The 12,781-nt window shown below is 66.0% G+C and carries 10 protein-coding genes; all 10 read left to right on the top strand.

Going from position 1 to position 12,781, the window contains the following annotated elements; translation table 11 throughout:
* Positions 1-69: 69 nt before the first annotated feature.
* The 10 genes from ASC66_RS09540 (at position 70) to ASC66_RS09495 (ending at position 12,707) form a co-directional block, all read left to right on the top strand.
* Entirely contained in the window at positions 70-1,218 is a 1,149-nt protein-coding gene (locus ASC66_RS09540; RefSeq protein ID WP_082492206.1) for a Gfo/Idh/MocA family protein, read from the top strand.
* A complete protein-coding gene (locus tag ASC66_RS09535) occupies positions 1,215-2,783 on the top strand; it encodes a sugar ABC transporter ATP-binding protein (RefSeq protein ID WP_055838156.1) in 1,569 nt (522 codons plus the stop codon). The genes ASC66_RS09540 and ASC66_RS09535 overlap by 4 nt, the downstream gene beginning before the upstream one ends.
* Positions 2,780-3,874 carry an ABC transporter permease gene (locus ASC66_RS09530; RefSeq protein ID WP_055838155.1) on the top strand — a complete coding sequence of 365 codons (1,095 nt, stop codon included), beginning with the start codon at positions 2,780-2,782 and terminating at the stop codon, positions 3,872-3,874. Before ASC66_RS09535 ends, ASC66_RS09530 begins: the two co-directional genes overlap by 4 nt.
* Complete coding sequence (locus ASC66_RS09525; protein ID WP_082492205.1) at positions 3,871-4,968, top strand: ABC transporter permease; 1,098 nt, start codon at positions 3,871-3,873, stop codon at positions 4,966-4,968. Before ASC66_RS09530 ends, ASC66_RS09525 begins: the two co-directional genes overlap by 4 nt.
* Positions 4,968-6,179, top strand: a complete 1,212-nt coding sequence (locus tag ASC66_RS09520; RefSeq protein ID WP_055838152.1) for a substrate-binding domain-containing protein — start codon at positions 4,968-4,970, stop codon at positions 6,177-6,179. The genes ASC66_RS09525 and ASC66_RS09520 overlap by 1 nt, the downstream gene beginning before the upstream one ends.
* Positions 6,180-6,350: 171 nt before the next feature.
* Positions 6,351-7,220, top strand: a complete 870-nt coding sequence (locus ASC66_RS09515) for a sugar phosphate isomerase/epimerase family protein (RefSeq protein ID WP_055838149.1) — start codon at positions 6,351-6,353, stop codon at positions 7,218-7,220.
* Positions 7,217-8,302: a sugar phosphate isomerase/epimerase family protein gene (locus tag ASC66_RS09510; RefSeq protein ID WP_082492204.1), complete on the top strand. Its 1,086-nt coding sequence runs from the start codon at positions 7,217-7,219 to the stop codon at positions 8,300-8,302. The genes ASC66_RS09515 and ASC66_RS09510 overlap by 4 nt, the downstream gene beginning before the upstream one ends.
* 209 nt (positions 8,303-8,511) lie before the next feature.
* Complete coding sequence (locus ASC66_RS09505) at positions 8,512-9,021, top strand: VanZ family protein (protein WP_082492203.1); 510 nt, start codon at positions 8,512-8,514, stop codon at positions 9,019-9,021.
* 125 nt (positions 9,022-9,146) lie between these two features.
* Entirely contained in the window at positions 9,147-10,448 is a 1,302-nt protein-coding gene (locus tag ASC66_RS09500; protein WP_055838145.1) for a UDP-glucose dehydrogenase family protein, read from the top strand.
* 102 nt (positions 10,449-10,550) lie between these two features.
* The gene (locus tag ASC66_RS09495; protein WP_055838142.1) at positions 10,551-12,707 is read left to right on the top strand and encodes an acyltransferase family protein; all 2,157 of its coding nucleotides are present in this window, start codon (positions 10,551-10,553) and stop codon (positions 12,705-12,707) included.
* Positions 12,708-12,781 lie beyond the last annotated feature (74 nt).

The raw sequence follows: 12,781 nt of genomic DNA, 5'->3' as shown, positions 1-12,781 counted from the left end.
CTGATTCGAAACAAACGACTTTTGATTTTGCACTAGCAAAAGTCGAGCGATGTGTGTCACACTCTCTCCATGACAAAGACCGTCATTGACTCCGCCGTACCGGCGCGAGAAGCAGCCGCCGCAGCGACAGGCCGTGCCGTCGCTCCGCGAGCGGGCTTCATCGGCGCGGGCTTCATGGCCACCGTGCACAGCAGGGCCGCCCGCGCAGCCGGAGCAGAGCTCTCCGCCGTCGCCTCATCGAGCGGCCGGAGCGCGGAAAGCGCCGCGGCCCGCCTCGGCCTCGGGCGGGCATACGACTCGGTCGACGAGCTCCTGGCCGACGACGACATCGACATCATTCACGTCTGCACCCCCAACACGACTCACGCCCGCTTCGCTCTGGCCGCGCTCGACGCGGGCAAGCACGTGGTCTGCGAGAAGCCGTTGGCGACGACGGTCGGGGATGCCGCAGCCCTGGCACGGCGGGCAGAGACATCCGGCCTCAGCGCGACCGTGCCGTTCGTCTACCGTTTCCACCCGATGGTGCGCGAGGCGAGGGCCCGTGTGCAGGCCGGCGAGACCGGGCGCCTGCTCAGCATCACCGGCGGCTACCTGCAGGACTGGCTGGCAGAGCCGCTCGCCGACGACTGGCGGGTCAGCGCAGAACTCGGCGGCCCGTCGAGGGCATTCGCCGATATCGGATCCCACCTGGTCGACCTGCTCGAGTTCGTGACAGGCGACCGCATCGCGCGCCTCAACGCCACCACCCGCACCGTCTACGGGGACCGCGGCGACAATCGCGACATCGCGACGGAAGACCTCGTCGCACTCGTCGTCGAGATGAGTGGCGGCGCGGTCGGCACCCTCTTGGTCTCGCAGGTCGCGCCCGGCCGGAAGAACAGCCTCGTGCTGGAGATCGCCGGAACAGAGCAGAGCATCCGCTTCGACCAGGAACGGCCGGAGGAGCTCTGGCTCGGCCGGCGTTCGGGCTCGCAGCTGCTGCTGCGCGATCCGGAGACCCTGGCGCCGGATGCCGCACGTCTCAGCACGGTGCCGTCCGGTCACCCGATGGGATACCAGGACGCGTTCAACTCCTTCATCGCCGACAGCTACGCCGCGACCGCGGGAGCGGCGCCGGACGGACTGCCGACGTTCGCCGACGGGCTGCGCGCGGTGCACGTGACCGCGGCCGTGCTGGAATCGCACGTCTCCGGAGCCTGGGTGGAGGTCAGCGCATGAGCGAGAACAACACGACAGCACCGGCAGCGGCGCAGGCCACGGAGCCGATCCTCACGGCATCCGGGCTCAGCAAGAGCTTCTTCGGCGTCACCGTGCTGCACGACGTCGGCATCGAGCTGTGGCCGGGGCAGGTGCACGGCCTCGTCGGCGAGAACGGCGCCGGCAAATCGACCTTCATGAAGATCCTCGCCGGCGTGTACGAACGGGATGCCGGCACCGTGACGTTCGCGGGGGAGCCGGTGACCTTCGGCCACCCGGTCCAGGCGATGAAGGCCGGTCTCGCGACGGTCTTCCAGGAGTTCAACCTGCTGCCGGAACGCAGCGTCGCCCAGAACATCTACCTCGGCAGGGAACCACGCAAGGCCGGCTTCGTCGACCAGCGCGGCATGGTGCGCGAAACGAAGGCTTTGCTCGACCAGCTCGGCATCGACTTCATCGACCCGTCGGCGCGGGTGGGCAGCCTCACCGTCGCCGAGCAGCAGATCGTCGAGATCGCCAAGGCACTCAGCTATGACGCCAAGGTGATCTCGATGGACGAGCCCACGGCGGCGCTGGCCGACCACGAGGTCACGCTGCTCTACGGGATCATCCGCAGGCTGCAGGCACGCGGCGTGGCCATCCTCTACGTCAGCCACCGTCTCAAAGAGATCTTCGACCTCTGCGACAGCATCACGGTGCTGAAGGACGGCGCCCTCGTCAGCAGCGGGCCGACCACAGAACTCACCACGAACGAGCTGGTGCGCCGCATGGTCGGCCGCTCGATCGAGACATTCTTCCCCGGCCCTGAAGAGGGAACCACGGTCGGGGAACTCCGCCTGGCGGTCGCCGGTGGCGGCAACGCCTTCGTCGATGGCATCGACCTCGAGCTGCGGGCCGGCGAGATCGTCGGCGTCTCCGGGCTCCAGGGCAGCGGGCGCACCGAACTCGTCGAGGCGATCTTCGGCGCCGCGCCCTTCTCCCGCGGCTCGCTCGCCCTCGACGGTGCTCCCGTGCGCGTCACGAGCGCCCGCTCGGCCGTCAAACACGGCGTCGCGCTCATCACCGAGGACCGCAAGGCGCAGGGGCTCGCGCTCGGCCAGTCCGTGCTCGACAACGCGCTGCTCGTGATCCGCGGAGTGTTCGCCCGCCGCACCTCGGCCGTGCGCAAGGAGATCCCGGGCGTGCTCAGCTCGCTCGAGATCAGCTCGCAGGGGCTCGACCAAGAGGTGCAGTTCCTCTCCGGCGGCAACCAGCAGAAGGTGGTGCTGGCCAAGTGGCTGGCCACGAAGCCGCGAGTCGTGCTGCTCGACGAGCCCACCCGTGGCATCGACGTCGGCGCCAAGATCGCCGTCTACCAACTCATGCGCCAGCTCGCCAAGGACGGGGTCGCGATCCTCATGATCTCCTCGGAGCTGCCGGAGGTGATCGGCATGTCCGACAGGATCCTCGTGATGCACGACGGCCGCATCGTGGCCGAGCTGCCAGCCGGTGCCAGCGAGGAACTGGTGCTCTCGGCCGCAACCGGCGCCGCGCACCCGGGCGCTGCGGCGCTCGTCGACGACGCTCTCGAAGGAGAACAAGCATGAACGCGGTCACGGCCCGCCGCCGATCGGGGCGACGCCTCGACTCCACCGTCCTCGTCTACGTGGCGCTGCTCGGGGTGATCCTTATCAGCGCGATCCTCGTCGCCACCGTCGGGCGCAGCTTCTTCAGCGCCGGCAACATCCGCGACATCCTCACCGGCATGAGCGTGCTCGGCTTCGTGGCGATCGGGCAGACGCTCGTGATCCTCTGCGGCTCGCTCGACCTCTCCGTGCCCTACGTCATCAGCCTCTCCAGCCTGATCGCGGCCGACACGATGGCGGGCAACCCGGCAAACATCGGCACCGCGGTCGTGCTCACCCTCGGCGTCGCCGCGCTGCTCGGCCTCGTGAACGGCCTGGTCGTGACGAAGCTCCGGGTGCACGGCTTCATCGCCACCCTCGGCACGGGGCTCATCATCAAGGGCTACCTCGACACCAACTACAAGGGAACGAGCGGCAGCGTGCCGTGGGAGTTCCAGCTGATCGGCGCCACCGGTGTCGGGCCGGTCCCGATCTCGACGATCATCATGCTCTTCGTCGCGCTGCTTGGCGCGTTCTTCCTCAGCCGCACCCGCGTCGGCAACCACATCTTCGCCGTCGGCGGCAACGAGCAGGTGGCCAGGCTCAGTGGTATCCGTACCGCCAACCCCGTGATCCTCGCCCACGTGCTCTGTTCGGTCACCGCCGCCATGGCCGGCCTGCTGCTGGCCAGCCGGCTCGGCGTCGGCAGCCCGACCGTCGGTACCCAGGGCGGCTACGACCTGCTCTCGATCGCGGCGGTCGTGCTCGGCGGCACGCTGCTCGCCGGCGGCCGCGGATCGATCTGGGGCACCATCGGCGGCGTCGCGATCTTCGCCGTCCTCGACAACGTGATGAGCGTCATGCAGGTCAACCCCTTCATGAAAGACGTCGTGCGTGGCATCGTGATCGTCGCGGCGGTCGCCGTCTACACCGGCCGTCAGGTCGAACAGCGTCGGGCCCGATTCGGGCCGGGCGGGTCATCGGAGGATCCGACGTCCGCCGCCACGCACGATGCACCGGATGCCGGGGCAGCCGCCCCCGCGCTCGCCTCCCACAAGGGAGACCAGGCATGAACGCCGTGAAGACCCTGGTCAGCCCCCGCGGCGCCGTCTTCCTGCTGCTGGCGCTGCTGCTCGTGGCCATCACCATCCTGAACCCGAACTTCGCCGAGCCCGGCCAGCTGATGCGCTTCATTCAGCGAGTCGCCCCGATCGCGATCGTGGCGATCGGCCAGTACTTCGTGATCGTCGGCGGTGAGTTCGACCTCTCCATGGGATCGCTCGTCACGGCCCAGGTTGTGATCGCCGGGAACCTGGTCGGTCAGGATGAGTCCCGCACGGTGCCCGTGCTGATCTTCATGTTCATCTTCGGCGCTGTCATCGGCCTCATCAACGGACTGATCGTCTCCTTCCTCAAGGTGCCGTCGTTCATCGTGACGCTGGGCATGATGCTCGCGCTGCTCGGTGGCGTGCTGTATTGGACGGGCGGCGCCGCGACGGGCAACCCCGCCGACGGCTTCCGCGAGATCGGGCGTGGCGGCATCCGCGATGTGCCGATCCTCGACATCATCCCGTGGTCCGTGCTGATCCTCGCCGTCGTGCTGGCGCTCGCCATCTGGTTCACGAAGCTGCCCTTCGGCCGCACGATCATCGCCCTCGGAGACAACCCGACGGCGGCGAGCTACGCCGGCGTGCGCAGCTGGTGGGTCAAGACGAGCACCTTCATCATCTCCTCGCTCTCGGCGACCCTCGCCGGCATCCTGCTCGTCGGCTACGCCGGGGTGCACCCGTCGGTCGGTCGCGGCTACGAGTTCATCGCGATCACGGCGGTCGTCCTCGGCGGTGCCGTGCTCGGTGGCGGGCGCGGCTGGGTCGTCGCCGCTGTCGCCGGAGCATTCGCGCTCGAGGCGCTGTTCACGCTGCTGAACTTCGCCGGCGTCCCGTCCACCTGGCGCGATGCCATCCAGGGCGTCATCATCATCGCGGCCGTCGCCTACTCGGCCACGACCTTCCGCTCGCGCAAGGCGCGGCCGGCACAAGCTTCCCCCACACCGGAGAAGGAGGAGCGCCCAATGGTGGGCGCGACTCGCACTGCAACTCACACCCCTCATGGCGCTGACCCAGCGCACGGCGAGGGCGACAAGACACACAACCAAGGAGGTTTGTGATGCGACGAATGCACGTAGCGTCCGCCATGGTCGGAGCGCTCGCGCTGTTGACACTGGCCGGCTGCACGACCGACCCCAGCGTGACCGCCCCAACCGAGACAACGGGCAGCGAGGAATCCGCCGAGCCGTCGGTGGAGTGGTTCGACCAGGCGCTGTTCGACAAGCAGGACGCGGAGCGCGACGTCGTTCCGGAGGGGCCGGAAGGTCAGCCCTACCTGCAATACATCAACGCCGAGATGACCGACACCAGCCAGTACAAGGCCGAGGGCGCCAAGAAGGGCTGCTTCGCCAACGCCTCGATCTCGAACCCCTGGCGCCAGACCGGCTGGATCACCATGAACGAGCAGCTGAAGGCGCTGCAGGAGTCTGGTGCCATCAGCGAGCTGGAGACCCGCGACGCGCAGGACAGCGATGACACGCAGATCGCCGACATCGACTACTTCATCAACGAAGGCAACTGCGACTTCTTCGTCATCTCGCCGAACAGCACGGCGGCCATGACACCGGCCGTCGAGCGTGCCTGCGACACCGGGCTTCCCGTGATCGTCTTCGACCGCGGCGTTCAGACGGACTGCCCCGTCACGTTCATCCACCCGATCGGTGGATTCGCGTGGGGCATTGACACCGCCGAGTTCCTCATCGAGAACCTCGAGGAAGGCGACAAGGTTGTGGCCTTGCGCATCCTTCCCGGCGTCGATGTGCTCGAGCAGCGCTGGGCGGCAGCCGAGAAGCTCCTCGACGAGGCCGGCATTGAGGCTGTCGACTACTTCACCGGTGCAGACCCGGCCGAGATCAAGAAGATCATCTCGGACGAGCTCGCCAAGGGTGACGTGCAGGGCATCTGGATGGATGCCGGTGACGGCGCCGTCGCGGCCATCGAGGCCTTCGAGGATGCCGGAGCCGACTACCCGGTGATGACCGGTGAAGACGAGATGAGCTTCCTGCGCAAGTGGAAGGAGACCGGGCTGACCGGCCTCGCTCCCGTCTACTCCAACTTCCAGTGGCGCACGCCGCTTCTCGCCGCGCAGAAGATCTTCGCCGGTGAGGAAGTTCCGAAGGAGTGGGTGCTGCCGCAGAGCCCGATCACCGCTGAAGAGGTCGACCAGTACCTTGAGGCCAACGATGGAATGCCCGACGGCCACTACGCCAAGTTCGGCGGAGAGGACCTGCCCGGCTACCCGACCGTCTGGCAGGAGCGCCAGATTCCGTAACCGGAATTCGGCCGATTGAGCGGATCCCGCTGGTTGAGCCTGTCGAAACCCCTACGGGGGATTCGACAGGCTCAGCCGCGTCCCGTTGACTGATCCCGTCGGTTCGTTGATTGAGCGGGCCTAGCCCGTTGATTGAGCTTGTCGAAATCACCACAACTGCAAGGAGGCAGCATGCGACGCACGCTCGGCGTGAACACCTGGGTGTGGACGAGCCCCCTCACCGATTCCTCGCTCGAGTCGCTCGCCGCCAAGGCCGCCGCGCTCGGCTTCGGCGCGATCGAGCTGCCGATCGAAACCCCGGGGGACTGGTCGCCCGATCGTGCCCGCGAGGTGCTCGCCGAACACCGTCTGCTGCCGATCGTCGTCGGCGCGATGGGGCCGGGCCGCAATCTGATCGCCGCCCCGGCGAGCGAGATCGTCGCCACCCAGAACTACCTCGTACACTGCATCGATGTGGCCGAGCGCATCGGATCCCGCGTTGTCGCCGGCCCGTTCTATGCGGCCACCGGACGCACCTGGCGCATGACGGATGCCGACCGCGCCGCGCACCTCGACGAGCTGCGTGCCGCGCTCACCCCCGTCGTCAACCGCGCCGAGCGGGGCGGCATCCGCCTGGCCGTCGAACCGCTCAACCGCTACGAGACGAGCCTCATCAACACGGTCGAGCAGGCTCTCGCCGCCCTCGGACCGCTGCTCGGGCGCGGGCTCGGGCTGGCACTGGACAGCTACCACCTCAACATCGAGGAGAAGAGCATCGGCGACGCCATCCGCCGTGCGGGGGAGCACCTCGCCTACGTGCAGGTCTGCGGCAACGACCGCGGCGCCGTCGGCGACGACCACATCGACTGGTCGGCGTTCTTCGACGCGCTCGACGATGTGGGGTACCGCGGGCCACTCGGGCTGGAGAGTTTCACCGGCGACAACGCCACTATCGCGGTCGCCGCGTCGGTGTGGCGCCCGCTCGCCGACAGCCAAGACGCGCTCGCCGCGCGCTCCTTCGCCTACCTGACCGCCCTGCAGAACGAGAGGTACCCCCGATGACTGAGCAGCCCACCACCCCGCCGGTTGAGCGGACCCCGCTGGTTGAGCCCACCCCGCTGGTTGAGCCTGTCGAAACCCCGACGCATCCCGTGACGCTCTTCACCGGCCAGTGGGCCGACCTCCCGTTCGAGGAGGTGGCACGGCTCGCCAGCGAGTGGGGCTACGACGGGCTGGAGATCGCGGCATCCGGCGACCACCTCGACCTCAAGCGCGCCGACGAAGACGACGCCTACCTGCGCTCCCGGCTCGACATCCTCGACCGCCATGGCCTCAGCGTCTACGCGATCTCCAACCACCTCACCGGGCAGGCGGTGTGCGATGACCCGATCGACTTCCGGCACCAAGCCATCCTGCGTGACTACACCTGGGGCGACGGCGAGGCCGAGGGGGTGCGGCGGCGCGCAGCGGACGACATGAAGCGTGCAGCACGCGTCGCCCGCAAGCTCGGCGTCGATACCGTCGTCGGCTTCACCGGTTCCAAGATCTGGCCGTACGTCGCGATGTTCCCGCCGGTGCCGGAGAGCGTCATCGACGCCGGCTTCGAGGACTTCGCCACGCGCTGGAACCCCATCCTCGACGTCTTCGACGACGAGGGCGTGCGATTCGCCCACGAGGTGCACCCGAGCGAGATCGCCTACGACTACTGGTCGAGCGTGCGCGCCCTCGACGCGATCGGCCGCCGCCCGGCCTTCGGCTTCAACTGGGACCCCAGCCACATGATGTGGCAGAACATCGACCCCATCGGCTTCATCTGGGACTTCAAGGACCGCATCTATCACGTGGATTGCAAGGACACGCGGATGCGGCCACAGAACGGCAGGGCCGGAGTGCTCGGCTCGCACCTGCCCTGGGGCGATCCGCGCCGCGGCTGGGACTTCGTCTCCGCCGGGCACGGCGATGTTCCGTGGGAGGACGCGTTCCGTGCGCTCGACGCCATCGGCTACGCCGGCCCCATCTCGATTGAGTGGGAGGATGCCGGCATGGACCGCCTGCACGGCGGCCCGCAGGCGCTCGCCTACATCCGTTCGCTCCTCTGGCCACGACCGACGACCAGCTTCGACGCGGCATTCTCCACGCAGTAGCCCGCACCGTCACGCGCACGCGCACCACGCGCGCACGCGCACGCGCAGCCGCGGAAACCCACGCTGGCTCGAGGGAGCAGCCGAGGAACGAGGCCGCGATCGAAGCCGAGTGTGCCGCCGGGCACCTCAACCCAGCGGCTTTTGCAAACGCCCAGCCCGGTCGCCTACGGTTGCACTCTGACCTGACCGGCAAACGAGGGGCGCAGCCGATGAGCCAGCAACCACCACCCAGCCATGTGCGCCGCAACATCTCCCTGTTGCTGCTTCTGGCATACGCGGGCGTCGTCGCCGCCATGACGCTGTCACCGACCCCGCTCGACCAGGGCTTCGAATCCTCCATCGACAAGCTCCTCGGCGTGCTGCACCGCAACGGCGTTCCCGAGTGGTTCGGCTACAACAAGCTCGAATTCACGGCGAACATCGCGATGTTCATTCCGCTCGGCTTCCTGCTCGGCCTGGCTCTGCCCGCCCGAATCTGGTGGCTCGCCCTGCTCGCCTCCCCGGCGATCTCCATTGCGATCGAGATGACCCAGGCCGGCCTGCTCGAGTCGCGTTTCGCCACGGCGAGCGACGTCTTCGCGAACACGATCGGTGGCCTCTTCGGCACGCTCCTCGCGATGGTTCTGCGTGCCATCGTCAACGCCCGTGACGAGAAGGTGATCGCCCGGGCGCTCTGGCAGGCGCAGCAAGCCCGCCCAGTGGTGATGCCGCGCTACTGAGCCTGCACCGGCGTGGATTTCGTCCAGCCGCCGCGGGCAGGGATGATTGATACTGAACTTCGTCGGCGCAGCCGGCGCGACGGGTGGTCACACTGCCCCGATGCAAACTAGGGGAGAGTGGCTTCGTGAAGCTGTCTGTTATTGGATGCGGTTACCTCGGCGCCGTGCACGCCTCGGCGATGGCCGAACTCGGCCATGACGTCGTCGGCATCGACGTCGACGCAGCCAAGATCACCCAGCTGGCCGCTGGCAAGCCCTCTTTCTTCGAGCCCGGCCTGCCCGAAATTCTTGCCTCGGCGGGCGCGAGCGGCCGTCTGCGCTTCAGCACGGACATGGCGGACGTCGCCGAAGCCACGGTGCACTTCGTCGCGGTCGGTACGCCGCAGATGCGCGACAGCCACGCGGCTGACATGAGCTACGTCGATGCGGCGATCGCGGGACTCCTCCCATTCCTCAAGCCCGGTGACCTCGTCGTGGGCAAGAGCACCGTGCCGGTGGGCACCGCCGCCCGCCTGGCGCAGCTGATCGCCGACAGCGGCACCGGCGCGACACTCGCCTGGAACCCCGAGTTCTTGCGCGAAGGCTTCGCGGTGAAAGATACGATCGAGCCCGACCGCCTCGTTTATGGAGTCGCCGACGAGCGGGCGGCGGCCGTTCTAGATGAGGTCTACGCCACGACCCTCGCCACGGGAACCCCGCGCATCATCACCGACTACGCGACAGCCGAACTGGTCAAGGTGTCGGCCAATGCCTTCCTCGCCACGAAGATCTCCTTCATCAACGCGATGGCTGAGATCGCCGAGGTGACCGGTGCCGACGTGAGCCAGCTCGCGGATGCGATCGGTCACGATGCGCGCATCGGTCGTCGCTTCCTGAATGCCGGTGTCGGCTTCGGCGGCGGCTGCCTGCCCAAGGACATCCGGGCTTTCACCGCCCGCGCCGAGGAGCTCGGCCGCGGCGAATCGGTGGCCTTCCTCAAGGAGGTCGACGCCATCAACCTGCGTCGCCGTCAGCGCGCGGTCGACCTGGCTGTCGAGGCGCTCGACGGGTCTGTCTATAACAAGCGCATTGCCGTGCTCGGCGTGACCTTCAAGCCGAACTCCGACGACGTGCGTGACTCCCCAGCACTCGACATCGCGGTACAGCTGAAGGGTCTGGGCGCCCACGTCATCTCCACCGACCCACAGGGCATCGAGAACGCGCGCATGCGCCACCCCCAACTCGACTACACGGAGTCAATCGACGAGGCTCTCGACGGCGCTGAGTTGGTCATGCTGGCCACCGAGTGGAAGCAGTTCCGTGAACTCGACCCAGCCCGCGTCGCTTCGCTGGCGATTGGGCGAACCATCATCGACGGGCGGAACGCGCTGGATGCCGCGGCCTGGCGCGCCGCAGGCTGGACCTACAGGGGCATGGGGCGCCCCTGATGCGCCTGTAGCATGCGCCTGGAGACTTCAAAGACGTATGGATGGACGTGAAAGCGTCACTAACTGAAGACCGGGTCCTCAAATAGGGCTCATTGGGGGAAAATGTTGACGGGATCGCGTCGGGTAGTCAATCTGCGCCCGGAAATTCAGGCGTTGCGTGCTGTCGCGGTCATCATCGTTGTGATCTACCACCTCTGGCCCAAGAATTTGTCAGGGGGATTCGTCGGTGTCGATGTCTTCTTCGTTATCTCTGGATTCTTGATCACCGCGCACCTCCTTCGGGAAGTCGACCGGACAGGTCGGATTAGCCTCTCTCAATTCTGGGCTCGCCGTCTTCGGCGGTTGCTCCCGGCGGCGACAACTGTGCTCGCCGCCTGCCTCGTAGCGACAGTGATCTGGCTTCCGCGTTCCGTCTGGCAGCAGACGTTTCAAGAGATTGGCGCGAGTGCGCTCTATGGCTTGAACTGGCTCTTGGCTTTCAACGCCACTGACTATTTGGGGGCAGCCAACCAGCCCTCAATTGTTCAGCACTACTGGTCGCTGTCGGTTGAAGAACAGTTCTACATTGTTTGGCCACTCCTACTTGTCGCGACCATCGGTGTCACCGCTCTGCTCAATCGCCGGCGAGGATCCGGGGGTGGCGAAATCCCCGCTGTGCGCACACGGGCCATGCTGATCGTGCTCACGTTGGTGTTCGTAGCGTCGCTCGCCTTTTCGATCAGCGAGACTGCTCGTAGTCAGTCCTCGGCGTACTTCATTACGACGACGCGTGCGTGGGAGTTTGCTGCTGGCGGATTGCTCGCGTTTGTCCCGGCGCTGTTGCCGGGTCGGCTCAGCGAGCGTGCAGGGATCCTTTTGCGGATGAGCGCAAGCTGGGTTGGGATTGTCGCGATCGCGTCTGCCGCCTTTATTTTCCGCGGCGACATGGCATTCCCTGGGTACATTGCGCTGGTTCCGGTTTTGGGTACTGTCCTTGTGATTTGGGCGGGAAACATTGAGCATTCCTGGTCGCCGACGTTCGTTGCACGATTCGCGCCGATTCAGCTGGTCGGTGAGCTCTCTTACGGGATCTACCTCTGGCACTGGCCGCTGATTGTGATCTATCCGATCTTGCGCGGGGCTTCGCCAGGATTACTCGGAGGAGTGTTGATTATCGGGCTGTCTATCGCGCTGGCCTGGGCGACCAAGCGCCTCGTCGAAGATCCAATTCGAACGGGGACATTTTGGGCAGTTCAGCGGCGTCGCACCTATAGTTTCGCTGCCGCAGGAATGGCGATGACAGTCGTTTTGGCCTCGATTGGCTGGGTAGGGGTGGACCGGTCCAATCAGGCGGCGGCGGCCGAGGTGCTGGCCATGATCAAGGATGCCGGACCTTGCTACGGTGCGTCTGCGATGGCAAACCCTGATACCTGTGCAGATCCTTTTTCAGTTCCGGAAGGCTTTGATACCGCGTTCTTTGCTGCAGATCAGGGGCAGCTTACGAAGAAAAGACAGGGTGGCCGACCCTGCTACGGTCCGGCGTTGTCCGCAATAGGCGAAGCCTTTTCGTGCGAGCTCGGAGAAGTAGCTAACCCGTCCCGTACTATCGCAGTCGTTGGGGACTCTCACGCGGTGCGAATTGCAGAGTCTCTCGAACCCTATGCCTCGGAGCACGGGTGGAAAATCGTGACGTATGTTCGAGGCGCTTGCCCAGGGGTGTCTGAGACTCCGAACCAACGCGAAGACACCCTTGGCAACGTGAAGGGATGCATCGAATGGTCTCAAAACGTAAAGGCTGCGCTGAAGACAAACAAAGCCCTGGACCTGGTACTGCTGAGTAATCGCACGAGCCAGTACAGTTCGAGTCAGAAAGACGCGTTCGTTGAAGTAAGCGCCGATGAGGTCTCCGCATACTTGACCGAAATCGAGCAAGCTGGAGTCAATGTCGCGATAGTTCGCGATGTGCCCAGCCTGCCGAACGGAATGAAGGCACCGGATTGTGTAGCCGCTTCAAAGACAGATGCTGACCCCTGCAATTTTGATCGAGGTGAGGTCGATGCGCAGGGAGCGATGGACCGGGCGATTGACCTCAGCCCCGAAGAAGTAGACACGATCGACTTGTCGAATTATTTCTGTGGCGCGACCACCTGTCACAGCGTGATCGGCGGCGTGCTTGCGTACTTTGATAACAACCATTTGACGCACACATTTGCGCTGACGCTGTCCCCGTATCTCGGCGACGCAGTAGCCGCTCTAATAGATACCATGCCCTCAAAGTAGCTCGCCGTAGGACTGGTCGTAGCTCCGATTGTTGACGCTGCAACGCTTGGGGTCTATACGGTACGAGGCGCGCA

The organism is Leifsonia sp. Root4, assembly GCF_001425085.1.
Classification (GTDB): Bacteria; Actinomycetota; Actinomycetes; order Actinomycetales; family Microbacteriaceae; genus Microterricola.
This window is presented reverse-complemented; position numbering and strand designations above follow the sequence as displayed.

What these genes read in the sequence shown, in the direction of transcription:
- ASC66_RS09530 (WP_055838155.1), top strand. Translation starts at nt 2,780, where the DNA reads ATGAACGCGGTCACGGCCCGCCGCCGATCGGGGCGACGCCTCGACTCC.
- ASC66_RS09525 (WP_082492205.1), top strand. Translation starts at nt 3,871, where the DNA reads ATGAACGCCGTGAAGACCCTGGTCAGCCCCCGCGGCGCCGTCTTCCTG.
- ASC66_RS09520 (WP_055838152.1), top strand. Translation starts at nt 4,968, where the DNA reads ATGCGACGAATGCACGTAGCGTCCGCCATGGTCGGAGCGCTCGCGCTG.
- ASC66_RS09505 (WP_082492203.1), top strand. Translation starts at nt 8,512, where the DNA reads ATGAGCCAGCAACCACCACCCAGCCATGTGCGCCGCAACATCTCCCTG.
- ASC66_RS09540 (WP_082492206.1), top strand. Translation starts at nt 70, where the DNA reads ATGACAAAGACCGTCATTGACTCCGCCGTACCGGCGCGAGAAGCAGCC.
- ASC66_RS09515 (WP_055838149.1), top strand. Translation starts at nt 6,351, where the DNA reads ATGCGACGCACGCTCGGCGTGAACACCTGGGTGTGGACGAGCCCCCTC.
- ASC66_RS09510 (WP_082492204.1), top strand. Translation starts at nt 7,217, where the DNA reads ATGACTGAGCAGCCCACCACCCCGCCGGTTGAGCGGACCCCGCTGGTT.
- ASC66_RS09535 (WP_055838156.1), top strand. Translation starts at nt 1,215, where the DNA reads ATGAGCGAGAACAACACGACAGCACCGGCAGCGGCGCAGGCCACGGAG.
- ASC66_RS09495 (WP_055838142.1), top strand. Translation starts at nt 10,551, where the DNA reads ATGTTGACGGGATCGCGTCGGGTAGTCAATCTGCGCCCGGAAATTCAG.